Below are 16,867 nucleotides of genomic sequence, written 5' to 3' on the forward strand. Positions count from 1 at the left end.
ATTGCCCCGCCTTGAAAGGAACCCACACACCATGCAGACACTCTCCCACTGGATCGACGGAACCAGCCTCGAAGTCCCGACCGATTCCCGTTTTGCCGACGTGACCAACCCGGCCACCGGCAAGGTGTCCTCCCGCGTTGCCCTGGCCTCGGCCGACACGACCGCCGAGGCGATCGCCGCGGCCCACGCCGCGTTCCCGGCCTGGCGCGACACTTCGCTGACCCGCCGCTCGCAGGTCCTGTTCAACTATCGCGAGTTGCTCAACAAGCGCAAGGGCGAACTCGCCGCCATCATCACCGCGGAACACGGCAAGGTGCTCGAAGACGCGATGGGCGAGATCGCCCGCGGCCAGGAGGTCGTCGAGTACGCTTGCGGCATCCCGCATCTGGTCAAGGGCGGCTACACGGAAAACGCCTCCACCAAGATTGATGTGCACTCCATCCGCCAGCCCCTCGGCGTCGCGGCCATCATCTCCCCGTTCAACTTCCCGGCCATGGTGCCGATGTGGTTCTTCCCGATCGCCATCGCGGCCGGCAACTCCGTGGTCTTGAAGCCGAGTGAAAAGGACCCGACAGCGGCCCAGTGGATGGCCGAGCTGTGGAAGGAAGCAGGCCTTCCCGACGGCGTCTTCAACGTGGTGCACGGCGACAAGGAATCGGTCGACACGCTGCTGACCGACCCGCGCGTCGCCTCGGTCTCCTTCGTCGGCTCAACCCCCATCGCCCAGTACGTCTATGCGACCGGCACGGCACACGGCAAGCGCGTCCAGGCCCTGGGCGGGGCCAAGAACCACATGCTCGTCCTCCCCGACGCCGACCTGGACCTGGCCGCCGACGCTGCCGTCAACGCCGGCTTCGGTGCCGCGGGCGAACGCTGCATGGCCATCTCCGCGCTTGTCGCCATCGACTCGATCGCCGACGAACTGGTGGCCAAGATCGCCGAGCGCACGGCAACCCTGCGCGTGGGCGACGGCACCCGCGGCTGCGACATGGGCCCACTGGTCACCGCGGCGCACCGCGACAAGGTCGCCGGATACATCGACGCCGGCGAGGCCGCTGGAGCCACCATGGTGCTGGATGGCCGGCGCGTGAACCCGGATGCGGAGGGCGAGGGTTTCTTCCTGAACCCAACCCTCTTCGACAACGTCACCACCGACATGTCCATCTACACCGATGAGATCTTCGGCCCGGTCCTCTCCGTGCTCCGCGTCGCCTCCTTCGAGGAAGGCATTGAGACCATCAACTCCAACCCGTATGGCAACGGCACAGCCATCTTCACCAACGACGGAGGCGCTGCACGCCGCTTCGAGAACGAGATCCAGGTAGGTATGGTTGGTATCAATGTGCCGATCCCGGTGCCGATGGCCTACTACTCCTTCGGCGGCTGGAAGAACTCCCTCTTCGGCGACACCCACGCCTACGGCGCCGAGGGGATCAACTTCTTCACCCGCGGCAAGGTCGTCACCTCCCGCTGGCTGGACCCCAGCCACGGCGGCCTGAACCTCGGCTTCCCGCAGAACGCCTAGGGCCTCGAGAATCCCGGAAAGGGGTACCCCCATGAGCATCGATGTGAGCACCGAAACCATCACGCCCGAGCAGATCGCCGCCGGCGCCCGCACCCACGAGCTGGACCGCAAGCATGTCTTCCATTCCTGGCAGGCACAAGGACCTTTCGACCCCATGACCATCATCAAGACCGAGGGTTCCTGGGTCTGGGACGGGGAGGGCAACAAGCTCCTCGATTTCTCTTCCCAGCTGGTCAACACCAACATCGGCCACCAGCACCCGAAGGTCGTCGCCGCCATCCAGGAGCAGGCAGCACGGATCTGCACCATCGCCCCGCAGCACGCCAACGACGCCAGGTCCGAGGCCGCGCGGCTGATCGCCGAACTGACCCCGGGGGACCTGAACAAGATCTTCTTCACCAACGGCGGCGCCGACGCCAACGAGCACGCGATCCGCATGGCCCGTCTGCATACCGGCAGGAACAAGGTCCTGTCCGCCTACCGCAGCTACCACGGCGGCACGCACCTTGCGGTCAACGTCACCGGCGATCCGCGCCGCGTGGCATCCGACAACGCCACCGACGGGATCGTGCACTTCTTCCCGGCCTACCCGTACCGCTCCTACTTCCACTCCACCACCGAGGCCGAAGAGACCCAGCGCGCCCTGCGCCACCTGGAGGACACCATAGTCCTCGAGGGCCCGGGCACCATCGCGGCCTTGGTGCTGGAATCCATCCCGGGAAGTGCCGGCATCTACATGCCGCCGGCGGGCTACATGGAGGGTGTACGGGAGCTCACCACCAAGTACGGCATCGTCTTCATCGCCGACGAGGTCATGGCCGGCTTCGGCCGCGCCGGCCGGTGGTTTGCCGTCAACCACTGGAACGTGACCCCGGACCTGATCACCTTCGCCAAGGGTGTGAACTCCGGCTACGTGCCACTGGGCGGCGTGGCCATTTCCGAGGCCATCTTCGAGACCTTCCGCGAACGTCCCTACCCGGGCGGCCTGACCTACTCGGGCCACCCGCTGGCCTCGGCCGCCGCGGTGGCGACCATCAACGCCATGAAGGATGAGGGCCTGGTGGAGAACGCCGCCCGCCTCGGGGCGGACATCATCGGCCCGGCATTGCGCGAGCTGAAGGACAGGCATCCTTCCGTGGGAGACGTGCGCGGCACCGGCTGCTTCTGGGCGGTCGAACTGGTCACCAACCGCGAGACCCGCGAGCCGATGGCACCGTACGGCGGATCCTCGCCGGCCATGGCCGCGGTGACCGGTGCCTTGAAAAAGGCAGGCATGCTGCCGTTCGTGAACTTCAACCGCGTCCACGTGGTCCCGCCGCTGAACATCACGGACGAGGATTTGCGTACAGGGCTGGCCATGCTGGATACGGCCCTGAGCGTCGCAGACACGTTCGTCGAGGCCTGACAGCCCCTGCGAATATGCACCACCTTCGGTGGCCGTGTCCCGCTGGAGCAATCCCCCGGGACACGGCCGGCTGCGGTTAAGGGCAGGTAACTCCGCCTTGCCTTCGGTCTGACAAGCCGGAGTTGCCGGCAGAAACCGGCGGGCAAGCATCTTCGCGCTGGCCCCGCCGGCCATGGGAAGCGAATTCCCGGGAACTTTCAGGTTGCCTAAAGGTCGCCGCCGCGGCCCACCCTGGCATAGACCGCAGGGTGGCTGCGGCGAAGGCGGAAGGCCCACAGCACACCGAGGATCCCCGGAACTATGACGACTGCCGGCAGCAGCCATCCCAAAACGCTGGCTTCTTCCAGCCCGATCAGCACATCGAAGTTCACCACGATCGCGCCGAAAAGAACCGTCAGGCTCACCCCGGCGAGCAGCGGTGCCACCTGTGCGGCCCACGGACCGAGTCCGTGCGGCTCGGTGCGGAAATATCCAATGACGGCAAAGGAGGTCAGTGCCATGAGCATTACCAGGCCGAAGGCACCGGTGTTCGTGAGCCAGGTGAAGAGGGTGAGCACCGGGAACATCTCGTCCTGCCCGTTGCCGATGAATGCGAAGACCACCAGGACCACCAAGGCCAACACCGATTGGGCCAACGAACCGGCCATCGGGGCATGTGTGCGGGGATTGGTGCGGGCCAGCACCCGTGGCAGGACTCCCTCGCGTCCCAGTGAGAACAGATAACGGGCCACCACATTGTGGAAGGCGATCAGGGCGGCGAGCAGGCTGGTTATAAAGAGAACGTTGCCCAAATCCACGAACCAGCCCGGGGTGTGCTCCGCCAGGAAAACAAACATCAGATCGGGCCCCATCTCGGCCGACCTGCCCACGACCGCACTGTCTCCCTCTCCCACGGCCATGGCCCAAGCGGAAATGGCGTAGAAAACCGCGATGATTCCCACGGCGATCAGCGTGGCACGACGAGGGGTGTTCTTGGGATCCTTGACCTCTTCGCCGTAGATCGCCCCGGATTCAAAGCCCATGAAGGCAGCGATGCTGAAGGACAGGGCCGCACCGATTCCCGCAGTGAACAGGCTCCCCGGTTGCAAGGTCTGGGTGCTGATTCCCTCGGGAGCAACCTTTATGGCCAGCACGTCATACACGATGACCACGAGGAACTCGCAGGCCACGACGATGCCCAGGAGCTTGGCCGAAAGGTCAACCTTGTTCACCCCGAGAATCCCAACAACGGCCCAGCCGATCAGGGCACACCCCCACCATGGGAGGCTCAGCCCGAAGGTACCGGCAAGGAACGATGACATGGCAAAGCCGAAGAGTCCGTAGATGCCGATCTGCATGGCGTTGTAACTGATCAACGCGACCCAGGCCGCGCCGATACCGGCTGCCTTTCCCAGACCTCGGGCGACGTAGGCGTAAAACGCCCCGGCATTGTGCACGTGTTGGCTCATGGCAGTGTATCCAACGGCGAAGACCAACAAGACGATGCCGAGGACGATAAAGGAAAGCGGGATGCCCAGCACTCCGGTCACCGCGTAGTTGCTGGTGACACCTCCGGCGACAACTGTCAGCGGCGCCGAGGCGGCGATGATCATGAAGACCAGCGCGGGTACCCCGAGTGTGCGTTTGCCGAGGCTCGGGGCCTCGGTGATGCGTGGATCAGTGGATGCAGCCATGGGAAGTTCCTCCTTGAAGCGTCTTTCCTACAAGCGTGCGCGAACGTATCCATTTGGCGCTTGGCTTTGCGTGAGCGCCTTTTGGCGAACCGTGCAGCGTTGTCTCCGGACGCCTGATCCGAGACCTTGGCGTCGCTAGCTTTGGGCCCTGAAAGCCGAGGGGGAACTGCCGTATGCGGCCCGGAATACCCTGCTGAAGTGCGCTGCGTCAGGCAATCCCCAACGCGCCCCCACTGCTCCCACCGGCACGTGGTGTTGAAAGGGATCGCTTAAATCGCGTTTGCATTGCTCCAGCCGTCGGGTGCGAATCCACTCGGAGACGGTGTGGCCGGACTGGGCGAAAATCTTATGCAGACTGCGCAAGGAGATGTATTGGGACTCCGCAATGGATCCCGGGCACAATTCGGGATCGGTGAGGTGCTCATCGATGTAGGCCTGGATCGAACGGAATTGCCGGTGATGCCCATCGACCGCGAGTTCGTCGTGTTCGTGGAGTTCGGCCGCGAGCAACGTACCCAACAGGTCCACGGCATTCGCGGCCAGCCGATGTCCGACGGGACCCTGCAGCTGGGGCAACAGGCCCGCCAGCTGCCCCAGGAAGGGGTTGATGGCCCGACCCAAGGGATGTTCGGCGCCGATGGCGGTGGCTGTCATCTCACGGATTTGGGCAACCGGCAGTCCCAGCTGCTGCTGTGGAAACATGAGGACGAGGGTCTTGAATTCCTCCTCGAACATCAAGGTGTAGGGACGCTGGGTGTCATAGATCGCCAGCTCCCCAGGTCGAAGCAAGGTTTCCCGCCCGTCCTGCAGCAGGATGCCATGCCCGCTGAGCTGCAGGTTGAGCTTGAAGTGGGGGTGGTCCCCCGCGGCCAGCAGGTCCTCGGTGCGGCGCACTGCGTGCGCCGTGGCCTCGACCTCCATCACTCCCACGGAACCGAACTGGTTGCCGGCAATGCTGCCGGCAAAGGAGCCGGCCCGTACCGGCTCGGAAATGAGCGGAACGAAGGCGCTGGAGACAAGGGCCTTCCAGGCTCCGAAGGAATCAGCGTGCTGTATCTGGTACATGAGCGATAGACCTTTCCCCAATTTCGGCCACGCCCCTCCGCATCGACAATCGGGAGGGAGGTGAACGGGGTCACATTCCAGCTAATCTACGCGCATAAATTCCTAAAGTCACGTTTTTTCTCTGACTGTAGGTTTTAAAGCGGGGACGTTGCTCAGCCCGTGCGCAGCAGACCCAGGTGTTGTTCCAACTGAGCCCGCAATTGGCTCGGATCGTTGAAGCCCGCATCAAGCACTGCCGCTATCTGCGATCCCAACAGGAAGGTCAGGAACGATTCCGCCGCGACCATTGGATCCACGTTGCCACGCAGCGAACCCTCATCTCCCGCCTGGGCAATCCACCCCCGAATCCAGTTGCGCCACTGGAGCATGGCTTCGTCATTGAGCGCGGCGAATTCTGGCTCATGGATGGCGACTTGCCAGAAAGGGATCACGACCCGGGCCTCGTCCAGCCGGTCCGCATCCAGTGGCAGGACCTCCGCGGCGAAGGCACGTAGTGCCGACAGGCCGGCCAACCCTTGGGTTGAGGTCGCGATCCGAGAGTTGGTACGGCCAAAGACGTGGCTGAAGGTAGCCCGAATCAAGCTCGCCCGCGTGGGAAAGTATGGCTTCAATGCGCCATTTGCAAAGCCTGCTTCGGCCGCAATGTCGCGCAAGGTCACACCGTCAAAGCCGCGGCGGGCAATAACCTTCCACGTAACCTCAACAAGCTCGAGTCGGCGGGCATCATGATCAACAATCTTTGGCATGCAACCCATCCTACGGATCGCTCCGCCAACCTTTGCGCACCGCCCGCACCAACCCGCACCCCTTGCCACGGTGAAGAAACGCGGTTATTCTCTACAATCAGAGAATAAAAACGTGGTGCACGTCACCGGCGCCGGTAATGCACGTCTCCTTCCACATTCCCTCGAAAGGGCAACGCCATGACCCCCAACAACGCGATCGCCGAAAACACCGACCTCAGTGCCTACGCACTTGCCACCGAAGCGGAAATCGCACAGGTGCGCACCATCCTGGCCGAGAACGGCCACTTCCCGGAATCGGCCCGCGTGGCCTACCTGGGACTCGAGGATCCACGCCGGGACGCGCCGGAGACCGATCGCCGTTTCCGCGTCTTCCTCCTCGATGTCAGCGGCAACCATCCCAAGGACATCGTGGTTTCCGTGACCCGCGGCGAGGTGGAAAGCGTCATCGAGCTGGACACGGCCATCAGCGGCGAGCTGCCGGTGCTGGAGGAGGAATTCGAGGTCGTCGAGGAGCTGCTTTCCGAAGACCCGCGTTGGCTCGAGGCCCTGGCCAAACGGAACCTGGACGTGAAGAAGGTGCGCGTCGCCCCGCTCTCTGCCGGCGTATTCGAGTACCCGGAGGAATCGGGCCGCCGCATCCTGCGCGGACTGGCCTTCGTGCAGGACCACCCCGAGGACTCGGCCTGGGCACACCCCGTGGATGGTTTGGTCGGCTACGTGGATGTGGGCAACCGCAGCGTGGACCAGGTCATCGACCTGGGCGTCGCGCCGATCCCGGCCGAGCACGGCAACTACACCGACCCGGAGCTGACCGGCCCGCTGCGCACCACGCAGAAGCCGATCTCCATCACCCAGCCCGAAGGTCCCAGCTTCACCGTCACCGGTGAGAACCATGTGGAGTGGGAGAAATGGAGCCTGGATGTGGGCTTCGACGTGCGCGAGGGCCTGGTGCTGCACAATATTTCCTTCGAGGACAAGGGTGCCCCGCGCCGCATCCTTAACCGTGCCTCCATTGCGGAGATGGTGGTCCCCTACGGCGACCCGTCCCCGGTGCGCAGCTGGCAGAACTACTTCGACACCGGCGAGTACCTGGTGGGCCAGTTCGCCAACTCGCTCGAGCTCGGCTGCGACTGCCTGGGCGAAATCCATTACATCTCCCCGGTGGTCTCCAATGCCCGCGGCGAGGCGCGCACGATCCGCAACGGCATCTGCATGCACGAGGAGGACCACTCGATCCTGGCCAAGCACTCCGACCTGTGGAGCGGCATCAACTACACGCGACGCAACCGCCGCCTGGTGATCTCCTTCTTCACCACCATCGGCAACTACGACTACGGCTTCTACTGGTACCTCTACCTCGATGGCACCATCGAGTTCGAGGCCAAGGCCACCGGCATCGTGTTCACCAGTGCCCTGCCGGACGGGGAAACACCGTACGCCTCCGAACTCGCGCCAGGACTCGGCGCCCCGTTCCACCAGCACCTCTTCGGCGCCCGGTTGGACTTCGCCCTCGACGGCGGCCCGGGCCGCGTCGAGGAAGAGGACGTGGTGCGCGTGCCCACCGGACCGGAGAACTTGCGGGGCAACGCCTTCTCCCGCAAGCGCACGCTCCTGGCCCGCGAGTCCGAGGCGATCCGCGACGCGGACATGGCCAAGGGCCGCACGTGGGTGGTCTCCAACCCCGAATCGGAAAACCGACTGGGCCATCCGGTGGGCTACAAGCTGCACCCGCAGGGAAACCCCACGCTGCTGGCCAACGAGGGTTCCTCGATCCACCGCCGCGCCACCTTTGCCTCCAAGGCCCTGTGGGTCACCCCGGCCACCGCGGACCAGCGCTACCCGACCGGCGACTTCGTGAACCAGCACACCGGCGGCGCGGGGCTGCCCGAATGGGTCAAGGCCGACCGCAACATCGACGGCGAGGACCTCGTCCTCTGGCACACCTTCGGGCTCACGCACTTCCCGCGACCCGAGGACTGGCCCATCATGCCGGTGGACACGGTTGGCTTCAAGCTGCGTCCCGAGGGCTTCTTCGACCGCTCGCCGGTTCTAGATGTCCCGGCCCCGGCCACCGGCAAGTCCTGCCACTCCTAGTCGGCATGCCATGACCACGAACATTGCGGCCCCCGTTTGGCCCGCACCGCGTGTCGCGCCGGCCGCGCGGCAGGGCACCCGTGGGACCCCGGGCTCACCGAGGTTTGCCCGGGTCGTCGCCGCCCTGGCGGCGGGCCTGGGCGCGGGTCACGTGTGGGTCATGGTCGCCTTCCCGCACGGGCCTTGGGTCGGCGCCGTCTTGGGTGCCATGGTGCTGCTGTGCCTCAAATGCGCCCACCGGTCCTGGAACAATCCGACGGCCCTGGCCGAATTGCTGGCCATGTCCGCACTCATGGCGATTGTCCACACCTTCATGGCGCTGGGCATCCACGAGCACCGGCACGGCGGAGAAGCCACGGTTGCGACCGCCGGAGCGGGAGCCGCCGCGATGCTCGGCATCGCCGCGGCCGAGCTGGCGCTGGTCATGCTCTGCGGGATCGGCCTGCGGCTGGCAGCATCGGGCCCCTCCGCCGGCGGCGACGCGGAGCACCGGTAGGACGCGCAGGATCCGACGTCGACACGGAGGGGCACCGAGAAATTTCCCGGTTCCCCTCCGTTGCCGTCTCGGCACTCAGTTGCCCAACCGCGCGGCAATCCCTCCCAACAGCAGGTCCAGGGCGAAGCGGTAATTTTCCTCGTCCTGCACCCCTGCCATCAGGGCCACCGATGACACCGCCAACGGGTATTGCTGCTCAGACACGTCCTGATAGCTGCGCACCCACGCATTGTCATCCTGCGCTGACTGCTCACCCAGCAGCACAAGCCCCGCACTAAAGCCGGTCCATGCCAGCATGAAGTCGCCACAGGCCCGGTAGACCAGCGCCGCCTCCCGCCGTTCAAAACCCGCCAACTCCAGCGCGGCGAGCATGGCCTCAATGAATTCCAGCTCGCCCTTCTGGCGCGTCACCCGCAAGGCAGCCAACGTGGCAACCTGCGGATAGCGCAGGAAACTCGCCCGGGTCCTCAGCATCAAGTCCCGCAGCGACTCCTCCCAGCGCGGGCCCGGGACATAACCTTCCATTCCCACCGCAATCACGCGGTCGGCGAGCGCCAGCAGCAGTTCGTCCTTGTCGGCAAAGTGGCGGTACAGCGCCGTCGGGTCGGCACCGATCGCCTTGCCGATCTTGCGAAAGGACAGGGCATCGGCATCGCTTCCGCCGGCCAGCTTAAGGCAGGCATCAATGATGATGTCGCGGCCAAGTCCCTGGGCACGGCGACGCGGAACGGGCGCCTCTTTCACGGGGTCATCCTCGGGCTCGTTGGTATCCATCGATGGGCCGTGGCTTCCTTGCCACGCATTAAAGTCAACACCGTTGACTTTAGATCATGACTGGGATTTTATGAACTGGGACACACATCATTCATCCAGCGGCACCCCCCATTCCTCCACGCCGAAAGGGCACCCGTGAGCGAGACGTGGCTATTTCATTCAGGCACTATCTTTGATGGCGACATCCTCCTGGACCCGGGCAGCGCCGTGGCCGTGCGCGATGGACGCGTCTTGGCCGTGGGGCCCGTGGCGCAGGTCCGCAATGCCCTCCCAGCACCGGAACACGACGTGTCCCTGAAGGGCCGTGCCTTGTCCCCCGGCTTCACCGACGCGCACGTCCACACCCTGATGGGCGGGGTCGAGTCCCTGGCCTGCGATCTCACCAGTGCCCACGGCATCGACGCCACGCTGGCAGTCATCACGTCCCACGCTGCCGGCAACACCAAGGACTGGATTACCGGCGGCGGCTGGTCCATGAGCGATTTCCCCGGCGGCACGCCCACTGCCGAACTGCTGGACGCGGTCACCGACCGGACGCCCGCCTACCTGATCAACCGCGACCACCACGGCGCCTGGGTCAACACCGCCGCCCTGCACCTGGCCGGGATCACAGCCGCCACCCTCGATCCGCCGGACGGACGCATCGAACGCGACGGGCGGGGAAATCCCACCGGCATGCTGCACGAGGGCGCCATGGACCTGGTCAGCCCACTCATCCCGCCCCCAGACGCCGCGACCCTGCGCGCGGGGCTGTCGGCCGGCCAGGCCAGGCTTCACTCGTTTGGGGTCACCGGCTGGCAGGAAGCAATCCTGGGGAACTACGCCGGGTATCGGGATGGTTCCGCGATCTACCGTTCCCTGTATGCCGAGGGTAAGCTCACCGGCCAGGCGGCCGGTGCCCTCTGGGTTCCCCGCGAAACCACCCTCGGGGACGTTCCCGAACTGGTCGGGGACTTCCTGGAGCGTCGGCGGGAAAACGCCGCGGCCGGGTTCCGCACCACCACCGCCAAGATCATGGTCGATGGCGTCGCGGAAAACCAAAGCGCCGCGATGCTCGACCCCTACCTGCATACCTGCAATTGCGACCCTGATTCCAGGGGTTCCACGGGGCTGCGCTACCTCTCTCCGGAGGTGCTGTCCGCGGTGGCGATAGCCCTGGATGCTGCAGGCTTCGACCTGCACCTCCACGTCATTGGCGACGCTGCCGCACGCATGGGCCTGGATGCGCTCGAAGCAGCCCGGGCCGCCAACGGCATCACCGGCGGGCGGCACCATCTGGCCCATCTGCAGGTCATCCACCCGAACGACGTGGCTCGTTTCGGCAAACTGGGACTGAGCATCAACGCCCAGGCGCTCTGGGCCTGCAACGACGACCAAATGACGGAACTGACGGCCCCGTTCCTCGGGAAGGAACGCACCGGATGGCAGTACCCGTTCCGCTCCCTGATGGATTCCGGCGCGCACTTGGTCATGGGTTCGGACTGGCCGGTCTCAACACCCAATCCGTTCGAGGCCATCCATGTCGCGGTCAACCGCACCCATCCGGACCACCCGGAGGCCGAACCGTTGGTCCCCCACCAGGCCATCACCCTGATGGAGGCCATGCGCGGCTACACGCAGGGCAGCGCCTGGATCAACCGCGATATCGAGGGCGGCACTCTGCGACCCGGCTCCCGCGCCGACATCATCATGCTGGATGCGGACCCGTTCGCCATCGACTCCAGCGACTTGCACGCCGTGGCAGTGGAACTCACCCTTGCCGCGGGGCACGTGGTCTATTCACGTGCCGCCGCACGCGTCTAGGGCCAGCTCTTCCACAAGTGCCCTCCCGCCCGCAGGCACTTTGAACACCACCCCCCCCCACATTCACATCTTTCAAGCAAGGAAACCCCATGAGCAGCATTCCTGCCACGTCCAACGGCTTCCCCGTCTCCTACGACCGCATCGAGGCGAGCATCGGGAAACCCGCCATCGATGCCTCGCTCGACGGGACCACCTACGCCCCCTATTGGCTGCGGCACCCCGACCGCCCCGCGGCCCTGCCCTCTTTGGAAGGCAACCTGACCACAGACCTGCTCGTGGTTGGCGGCGGTTACTGCGGGCTGTGGACCGCGTTGCTGGCGAAGGAAGAAAACCCCGACCGAGAGGTGGTCCTCATCGAGGGGCAAACCGTGGGTTGGGCGGCCTCGGGGCGCAACGGCGGCTTTTGCGAGGCCTCCCTGGTCCATGGCGAATCCAACGGCGAGAAGCACCTTCCCGGGGAAAACCAGCGGTTGGCCGAGCTCGGGGCCGAAAACCTCGCCGGAATCATTGGCACCGTCAAGAAGTACGACATCGATTGCGACCTCGTGGAAAGCGGCGTGCTGACCGTCGCCACCGAAAAACACCAGGTGCAATGGCTCAAGGAAGAGGCCGCGCAGGACCCTGAACTCGTTGCCATGGACGCATCGCACGTGCGCACCCACATCGATTCCCCGCTCTTTGAAGGCGGGAACTGGGACCGGCACGGCACCGTGCTGGTGCATCCGGCAAAGCTCGCCTGGGGCCTGCGCCGGGTGTGCCTCAATCTGGGCGTCAGGATCTTCGAACACACCAAGGGCGAGGAGCTTATCTCCACCTCCACCGAAATCCGGGTGCGCACCGGCGCCGGTCACATCACCGCTCGAAGCGTGGCCCTGGCAACCAACGCCTTCCCGTCCCTGCTCAAGCGCCACCGTCTGCACACCATCCCCGTCTTTGACTACGCGCTCATGACAGAGCCGCTCACCGCAGCACAGCGCCAGTTCATCGGCTGGAAGGAAAACATGGGCCTGGCGGACATGAACAACCGTTTCCATTACTCCCGCCCCACGATCGACGAGGACGGCGGCTGGCGGCTGCTCTATGGGGGCTACGACGCGATCTACCACTACGGCCGGGAGGTCAAGCCCCAATACGACAGGCACGATGCCACCTTCAGGAAGCTGGCAGCTCACTTCCTGGGCACCTTCCCGCAGCTGGAAGGCATCAAGTTCTCCCATGCCTGGGGCGGGGCCATCGACACTTGCAGCCGCTTCTTCGCCTTCTTTGACACCTCCCACTCCGGCCGCGTCGCGTACTGCGCCGGATTCACCGGTCTGGGCGTGGGCGCCACGCGCTTCGGCGCCAGGGTGATGCTTGATTTGCTCTCGGGTTCCAAGACCGAGCTCACCGAGCTGGAGATGGCCAGGAAGAAGCCGCTGCCTTTCCCGCCGGAACCGGCGGCATGGCTGGGCGTGAAGCTGATGACCCACGGACTGGTCCAGGCTGACCGCAACGAAGGCAGGCGCGGCCCGTTCCTCAGGGCCATGGATGCCGTCGGCATGGGGTTCGACTCGTGAACGCCAGGGATTTCCCCCAGTTACGCGGCGGGCAGGCAACATCGACGTGCTGGTCTGCAGCACCCAGACCAAAAGCGCGCAAACCGAGCACATCCGCAAGCAGGCCGGCGCGTCGACGGTGCCGGTCATCGACTTCACCGTGACCTTGCCGCCAAACACCGACTTTGTGTCTTGGATGGAATCAAACATCCGGGTCCTGGAGGTCCTGGCCTGGGTAGCCCGACTCCCTCGCCACCGGCTCCAGACCCGCCAGCCGTCGCTGGATTTGTGCCAGCCCTCCTGGCACAAATCCAGCGAGGGAGTCCATGAACGAAGGTGCACCGGCATGGAGTACGCGCCCATGAGGACACGGGGCGGGCCCTGGATGGACCGCTTCCTCGCCAGCTCCGCGACATCCAACCCGTCCCCATGACATCTGGACAAATTACCCCTGCATGCTTCTGCCCATTCGCATCAATCGCGGTCTGCTAAGGAAACCGCGGGGTTCGGATCAGTCATTGCGTCGAATCCGGACATGGTCAATGCTCATGGTGGCGGGGAACTGGGTACTTTGGTCCGGATCCCCCGGATACTCGCCCCCGACGGCCAGGTTCATCACCAGGTACATCGGTTCGTCCGGCACTTCCTTGCCGTCCAGTCGCCATACCCGCTTTCCATCGAGGATGAAATCCAGCCTGCCCGGGGACCAGTCCAGGTCGATGGTGTGCCAACCGCCGGCCAGGGAAGCCCCTCCCGGCAGGAGATAGTCCTTCCCGATGGATGGGGCCGAGTCGTCCTTGGGATGCAGGTGCATTCGCAGGCGTCCCGTATCCTCACCGGTTACTTCCAGCATGTCTATCTCGGGTCGGGAATTCTCGCTGGCGGGAAGCAACCAGATGGCTGGCCACAGGCCCCGGCCGGCGGGCAGGCGAAACCGCACCTCGACCTTCCCATACGTGAAGGCCAGCTTGGGTGCCCTCTGGTGGGCCGGCGGCCCGGTCGTCACCATGCCCGAGGTGAAGCGATAGTCCTTGCCGTCGGATGCCGATATCGCACTGCGCTCGGCCGTCAGGTGAAGTGCTCCTTCGGAGACCTTGACCTGGTGCGGAAGGTACCATTCGAGTTCGTTGTTGGTCGCTATGGTGCATCCGTCGTCCTGCCACCAGTGGCAGGTGTTCCAGAGGGAGGCATCCAGCGTGTTTTCGTCGAACCCCTCGTCCAGCAGCATCCCGTCCGTGGAAGCTGCATCGGGGTGGAGCCCACTGTTGAGGCCGTCGGTTGGCTGAATTTGGGTACTGCCTGGATTTTCGTCCGGAACCTGAGAAGTACATCCCGACAGCAGGAGCCCCCAGGCGATTAATCCGGTGACGGCCCCAAAAAATTCTCTCTTCCGGCCCATGCCCCGATGATAGCTGCAACGATCATGCCTCGCCATGCCCCGTCACCGGCCATCCTTCCGTGCAAGGCTATCAACGACCACTGCCCCACTTTCTCCGAAGGCACCACGGAAACAGCCCTTGAAGTCGGGGCAGACGACTCGGTCACCTACACGGCACCCGACGGCGGCACCTACAAGTTCGTGCCCACGACCGGTGGCGGGTGGACCAGGCCGGCGGGACTGAACTCCACCATCACCACCTTCAGTGCTACGGCGGTGACGCTGCGTTTCAACGACAGCGGGGAAACAAACTTCTACCAGAACGTCGGCGAAGTCTTCCGTCTCGCCCATGCCGGCCACCACTACAGAGCTACCCTGGTCGGTGCCCAGGTGCCGGGGACGGCGGTGAGCGTGGAGCCGGCCTTAGCGGCCCCGGTGATCGTGGGAAAGTTTCCCGCGGAAGGTTCCACTTGCGAAGGCGCTTAGGAAGTTCCCGCGTCGAATTCGAAGTCCATCAGCTTCCCCTTTTGCCGCGTCTTATTCAGAAGTCGCCTGGCTCTTAGCTTGCGCTGTAGTGGCCGGGGAGGTGCTGGACCGCTACATGGAACGAACGACACTTGGAGCCACCGATCTCAGCTCAAACCCAAGGGTCCGTCTTTATCGGCCTCGGATACGGTGTTCGGTGCCGCCTTCGGCGTTGATTGGGAGGGTGGGCAGCATCTTTGGGCACAGGCGCTGTCCTCTGCCCGCCTGTTCCGCTGTTCACGGGTGTTTTTCTGCTTGGCTTTGGCGCGTACTTTGCTCTTGGGCATGCTGCTCCTTCGTTTTCGGTCTGAGGTTTCGATCCGCCCCATTGATACACCCAATCATGGATACAGTTCTTAATGTACTATCAGTTACATGCAGACAGTCACACATTCATCAGTTCTTGCACAGTTCGGGTATGCACTTTCGGATCCCACGCGGGCGAGAATTCTTCTGGCGCTGCGTGACGCTGCGGCGTATCCGAGCGATCTGGCCGAGCTGATCGGCGTGAGCAGGCAGAGCCTGTCGAATCATCTTGCCTGCCTGCGCGGATGCGGCCTCGTTGTCGCGGTCCCTGAAGGGCGGCGGATGCGTTACGAGCTGGCGGACCCGAGACTGGGGGATGCGCTGTCGAACCTCCTCGGTGTTGTTCTTGCGGCGGATCCGGCGCATTGCGCCGACAGCGCCGGGACAGGGTGCTGTTGATGCGTGCCGGCCAGGTTTGGTCCGGTTCGGGCGCTGCGCGGCACGGGATCCTTGCCCGCAGAATCCGCCTGCTCGTGGCAGCGACGATCACCTACAACGTGGTCGAGGCCTTCGTCGCCATCGGCGCTGGAACGGTGGCCTCCTCCACCGCCCTGATCGGTTTCGGGCTGGATTCGGTGATTGAGGTCTCGTCGGCAGCCGCGGTCGCCTGGCAGTTCGCCGGCCGCGATCCACAGGCCCGCGAACGGGCGGCATTGCGCCTGATAGCGGTCGCCTTTTTTGCCCTGGCCGCCTTCGTCACCGTCAGTGCGGTCCTGTCGCTGTCCGGTGCCGGTGAGCCGGAGCACTCACCTGTCGGCATCATTTTGGCCGCGGTAAGCCTGGCGGTCATGCCGTTCCTGTCTCTGGCGCAACGGCGGGCAGGCCGGGAACTGGGGTCTCGTTCTGCTGTGGCCGATTCGCGCCAGACCCTTTTGTGCACGTACCTCTCGGGTGTCCTGCTGCTGGGGCTGGTGCTCAACAGCGCCCTGGGCTGGTCCTGGGCCGACCCGGTCGCAGCTCTTGTCATTGCGGCGGTGGCAGTCAAAGAGGGACGGGACGCCTGGAAGGGTGATAGCTGTTGCCTGCCCGCACCGTTGACTTCCACGTCCGGGGACCGGCACGCGATGCCGCACTTCGCGCCCGACCTGGCTTCAGAGCCGTCCGTTGCCCAGCCAGTGGAATTGACCCCGGGGACCACCGCGGACGCCCCGACGCGTGCCTGTTGCCCTGGCAACGAGATCCGGACGCCTGCGGCAGAACTGCGAAATAAGCACTAAGCGGGAGACGTGCATGAGGCTGCCACTCCTTGCCGGGAACGGCGGTCTCATGCCGGGGCCTTGGCCGATAGCGGGCAACGGGCCGGGCAACGCTGCCGCCTTTCGCCTGTCGGTGCCGCTGTGCAGCCGGCGGCCCCGGCAAATCCCGAAAGAGCATACCCATACCGCCGGAACAGACTCGCAGTCCCGTAAGGGGTCGTTCGGATCCACGAGGCCTCCTGTTTAACGATCCATTCATGAGATCACTTTCAACTCACGGCTGTTGGCACGGCACTCATGCAGTCGTCGGGTTTCGCTGTTTAGAGGTCGCTTAGTCCGATCCCCT

General features: G+C 64.7%; 15 protein-coding genes. 10 read left to right on the forward strand and 5 right to left on the reverse strand.

Features of this window, described 5'->3' with window-relative positions; genetic code table 11:
* Positions 1 to 31: 31 nt before the first annotated feature.
* A complete protein-coding gene (locus ABD687_RS08715) occupies positions 32 to 1,525 on the forward strand; it encodes a CoA-acylating methylmalonate-semialdehyde dehydrogenase (RefSeq protein ID WP_302264823.1) in 1,494 nt (497 codons plus the stop codon).
* Positions 1,526 to 1,556: 31 nt separating this feature from the next.
* The gene (locus ABD687_RS08720; protein WP_310292067.1) at positions 1,557 to 2,930 is read left to right on the forward strand and encodes an aspartate aminotransferase family protein; all 1,374 of its coding nucleotides are present in this window, start codon (positions 1,557 to 1,559) and stop codon (positions 2,928 to 2,930) included.
* A gap of 206 nt (positions 2,931 to 3,136) precedes the next feature.
* Here ABD687_RS08720 and ABD687_RS08725 read toward each other — a convergent pair whose 3' ends face one another.
* The 3 genes from ABD687_RS08725 to ABD687_RS08735 form a co-directional block, all read right to left on the reverse strand.
* Positions 3,137 to 4,603 (reverse strand): APC family permease, encoded by a 1,467-nt coding sequence (locus ABD687_RS08725; RefSeq protein ID WP_302264820.1) that lies wholly within the window; start codon positions 4,601 to 4,603, stop codon positions 3,137 to 3,139.
* Positions 4,604 to 4,738: 135 nt separating this feature from the next.
* Positions 4,739 to 5,668: an AraC-like ligand-binding domain-containing protein gene (locus tag ABD687_RS08730; RefSeq protein WP_302264818.1), complete on the reverse strand. Its 930-nt coding sequence runs from the start codon at positions 5,666 to 5,668 to the stop codon at positions 4,739 to 4,741.
* A gap of 152 nt (positions 5,669 to 5,820) precedes the next feature.
* Positions 5,821 to 6,414, reverse strand: a complete 594-nt coding sequence (locus ABD687_RS08735; protein WP_264270104.1) for a TetR/AcrR family transcriptional regulator — start codon at positions 6,412 to 6,414, stop codon at positions 5,821 to 5,823.
* A 177-nt stretch (positions 6,415 to 6,591) separates the two neighbouring features.
* Between ABD687_RS08735 and ABD687_RS08740 the strand changes: the two genes are divergently transcribed.
* Both ABD687_RS08740 and ABD687_RS08745 read left to right on the forward strand, forming a co-directional pair.
* A complete protein-coding gene (locus ABD687_RS08740; RefSeq protein ID WP_310292062.1) occupies positions 6,592 to 8,508 on the forward strand; it encodes a primary-amine oxidase in 1,917 nt (638 codons plus the stop codon).
* Between the two features lie 10 nt (positions 8,509 to 8,518).
* Positions 8,519 to 9,004 (forward strand): hypothetical protein, encoded by a 486-nt coding sequence (locus ABD687_RS08745; RefSeq protein ID WP_310292059.1) that lies wholly within the window; start codon positions 8,519 to 8,521, stop codon positions 9,002 to 9,004.
* Positions 9,005 to 9,079: 75 nt separating this feature from the next.
* On the opposite strand, the gene ABD687_RS08750 is transcribed toward ABD687_RS08745, so the two are convergent.
* Positions 9,080 to 9,778 (reverse strand): TetR/AcrR family transcriptional regulator C-terminal domain-containing protein, encoded by a 699-nt coding sequence (locus ABD687_RS08750; RefSeq protein ID WP_310292057.1) that lies wholly within the window; start codon positions 9,776 to 9,778, stop codon positions 9,080 to 9,082.
* A gap of 135 nt (positions 9,779 to 9,913) precedes the next feature.
* Here ABD687_RS08750 and ABD687_RS08755 point away from each other — a divergent pair, with 135 nt between their 5' ends.
* The 3 genes from ABD687_RS08755 to ABD687_RS08765 all read left to right on the forward strand — a co-directional run bounded on the left by ABD687_RS08755 (position 9,914) and on the right by ABD687_RS08765 (position 13,549).
* Positions 9,914 to 11,581, forward strand: a complete 1,668-nt coding sequence (locus ABD687_RS08755; protein ID WP_310292055.1) for an amidohydrolase — start codon at positions 9,914 to 9,916, stop codon at positions 11,579 to 11,581.
* Between the two features lie 89 nt (positions 11,582 to 11,670).
* On the forward strand, positions 11,671 to 13,137 hold the full coding sequence (locus ABD687_RS08760; RefSeq protein ID WP_310292053.1) for an NAD(P)/FAD-dependent oxidoreductase: 1,467 nt from the start codon (positions 11,671 to 11,673) through the stop codon (positions 13,135 to 13,137).
* A gap of 46 nt (positions 13,138 to 13,183) precedes the next feature.
* Positions 13,184 to 13,549 carry a hypothetical protein gene (locus tag ABD687_RS08765; RefSeq protein ID WP_302264807.1) on the forward strand — a complete coding sequence of 122 codons (366 nt, stop codon included), beginning with the start codon at positions 13,184 to 13,186 and terminating at the stop codon, positions 13,547 to 13,549.
* Positions 13,550 to 13,627: 78 nt separating this feature from the next.
* Here the strand turns inward: ABD687_RS08765 and ABD687_RS08770 are convergent, their stop codons facing one another.
* Positions 13,628 to 14,344, reverse strand: a complete 717-nt coding sequence (locus ABD687_RS08770) for a glycoside hydrolase family 16 protein (protein WP_302264805.1) — start codon at positions 14,342 to 14,344, stop codon at positions 13,628 to 13,630.
* A 195-nt stretch (positions 14,345 to 14,539) separates the two neighbouring features.
* Between ABD687_RS08770 and ABD687_RS08775 the strand changes: the two genes are divergently transcribed.
* The 3 genes from ABD687_RS08775 (at position 14,540) to ABD687_RS08785 (ending at position 16,542) form a co-directional block, all read left to right on the forward strand.
* Positions 14,540 to 14,980 carry a hypothetical protein gene (locus ABD687_RS08775; protein WP_302264804.1) on the forward strand — a complete coding sequence of 147 codons (441 nt, stop codon included), beginning with the start codon at positions 14,540 to 14,542 and terminating at the stop codon, positions 14,978 to 14,980.
* A gap of 414 nt (positions 14,981 to 15,394) precedes the next feature.
* Positions 15,395 to 15,724 (forward strand): ArsR/SmtB family transcription factor, encoded by a 330-nt coding sequence (locus tag ABD687_RS08780; protein ID WP_302264803.1) that lies wholly within the window; start codon positions 15,395 to 15,397, stop codon positions 15,722 to 15,724.
* The gene (locus ABD687_RS08785) at positions 15,724 to 16,542 is read left to right on the forward strand and encodes a cation efflux transmembrane domain-containing protein (protein WP_302264801.1); all 819 of its coding nucleotides are present in this window, start codon (positions 15,724 to 15,726) and stop codon (positions 16,540 to 16,542) included. Before ABD687_RS08780 ends, ABD687_RS08785 begins: the two co-directional genes overlap by 1 nt.
* Positions 16,543 to 16,867: the final 325 nt, after the last annotated feature.

It is taken from the genome of Paeniglutamicibacter sulfureus (assembly GCF_039535115.1).
GTDB classification, from domain to species: domain Bacteria; phylum Actinomycetota; class Actinomycetes; order Actinomycetales; family Micrococcaceae; genus Paeniglutamicibacter; species Paeniglutamicibacter sulfureus.

Bases quoted from the DNA above. Each gene is read 5' to 3' on its own strand.
- ABD687_RS08715 (WP_302264823.1), top strand. From the start codon at position 32: ATGCAGACACTCTCCCACTGGATCGACGGAACCAGCCTCGAAGTCCCG.
- ABD687_RS08720 (WP_310292067.1), top strand. From the start codon at position 1,557: ATGAGCATCGATGTGAGCACCGAAACCATCACGCCCGAGCAGATCGCC.
- ABD687_RS08725 (WP_302264820.1), bottom strand. From the start codon at position 4,603: ATGGCTGCATCCACTGATCCACGCATCACCGAGGCCCCGAGCCTCGGC.
- ABD687_RS08730 (WP_302264818.1), bottom strand. From the start codon at position 5,668: ATGTACCAGATACAGCACGCTGATTCCTTCGGAGCCTGGAAGGCCCTT.
- ABD687_RS08735 (WP_264270104.1), bottom strand. From the start codon at position 6,414: ATGCCAAAGATTGTTGATCATGATGCCCGCCGACTCGAGCTTGTTGAG.
- ABD687_RS08740 (WP_310292062.1), top strand. From the start codon at position 6,592: ATGACCCCCAACAACGCGATCGCCGAAAACACCGACCTCAGTGCCTAC.
- ABD687_RS08745 (WP_310292059.1), top strand. From the start codon at position 8,519: ATGACCACGAACATTGCGGCCCCCGTTTGGCCCGCACCGCGTGTCGCG.
- ABD687_RS08750 (WP_310292057.1), bottom strand. From the start codon at position 9,778: ATGGATACCAACGAGCCCGAGGATGACCCCGTGAAAGAGGCGCCCGTT.
- ABD687_RS08760 (WP_310292053.1), top strand. From the start codon at position 11,671: ATGAGCAGCATTCCTGCCACGTCCAACGGCTTCCCCGTCTCCTACGAC.
- ABD687_RS08770 (WP_302264805.1), bottom strand. From the start codon at position 14,344: ATGCTGCTGGACGAGGGGTTCGACGAAAACACGCTGGATGCCTCCCTC.
- ABD687_RS08775 (WP_302264804.1), top strand. From the start codon at position 14,540: ATGCCTCGCCATGCCCCGTCACCGGCCATCCTTCCGTGCAAGGCTATC.
- ABD687_RS08780 (WP_302264803.1), top strand. From the start codon at position 15,395: ATGCAGACAGTCACACATTCATCAGTTCTTGCACAGTTCGGGTATGCA.
- ABD687_RS08785 (WP_302264801.1), top strand. From the start codon at position 15,724: ATGCGTGCCGGCCAGGTTTGGTCCGGTTCGGGCGCTGCGCGGCACGGG.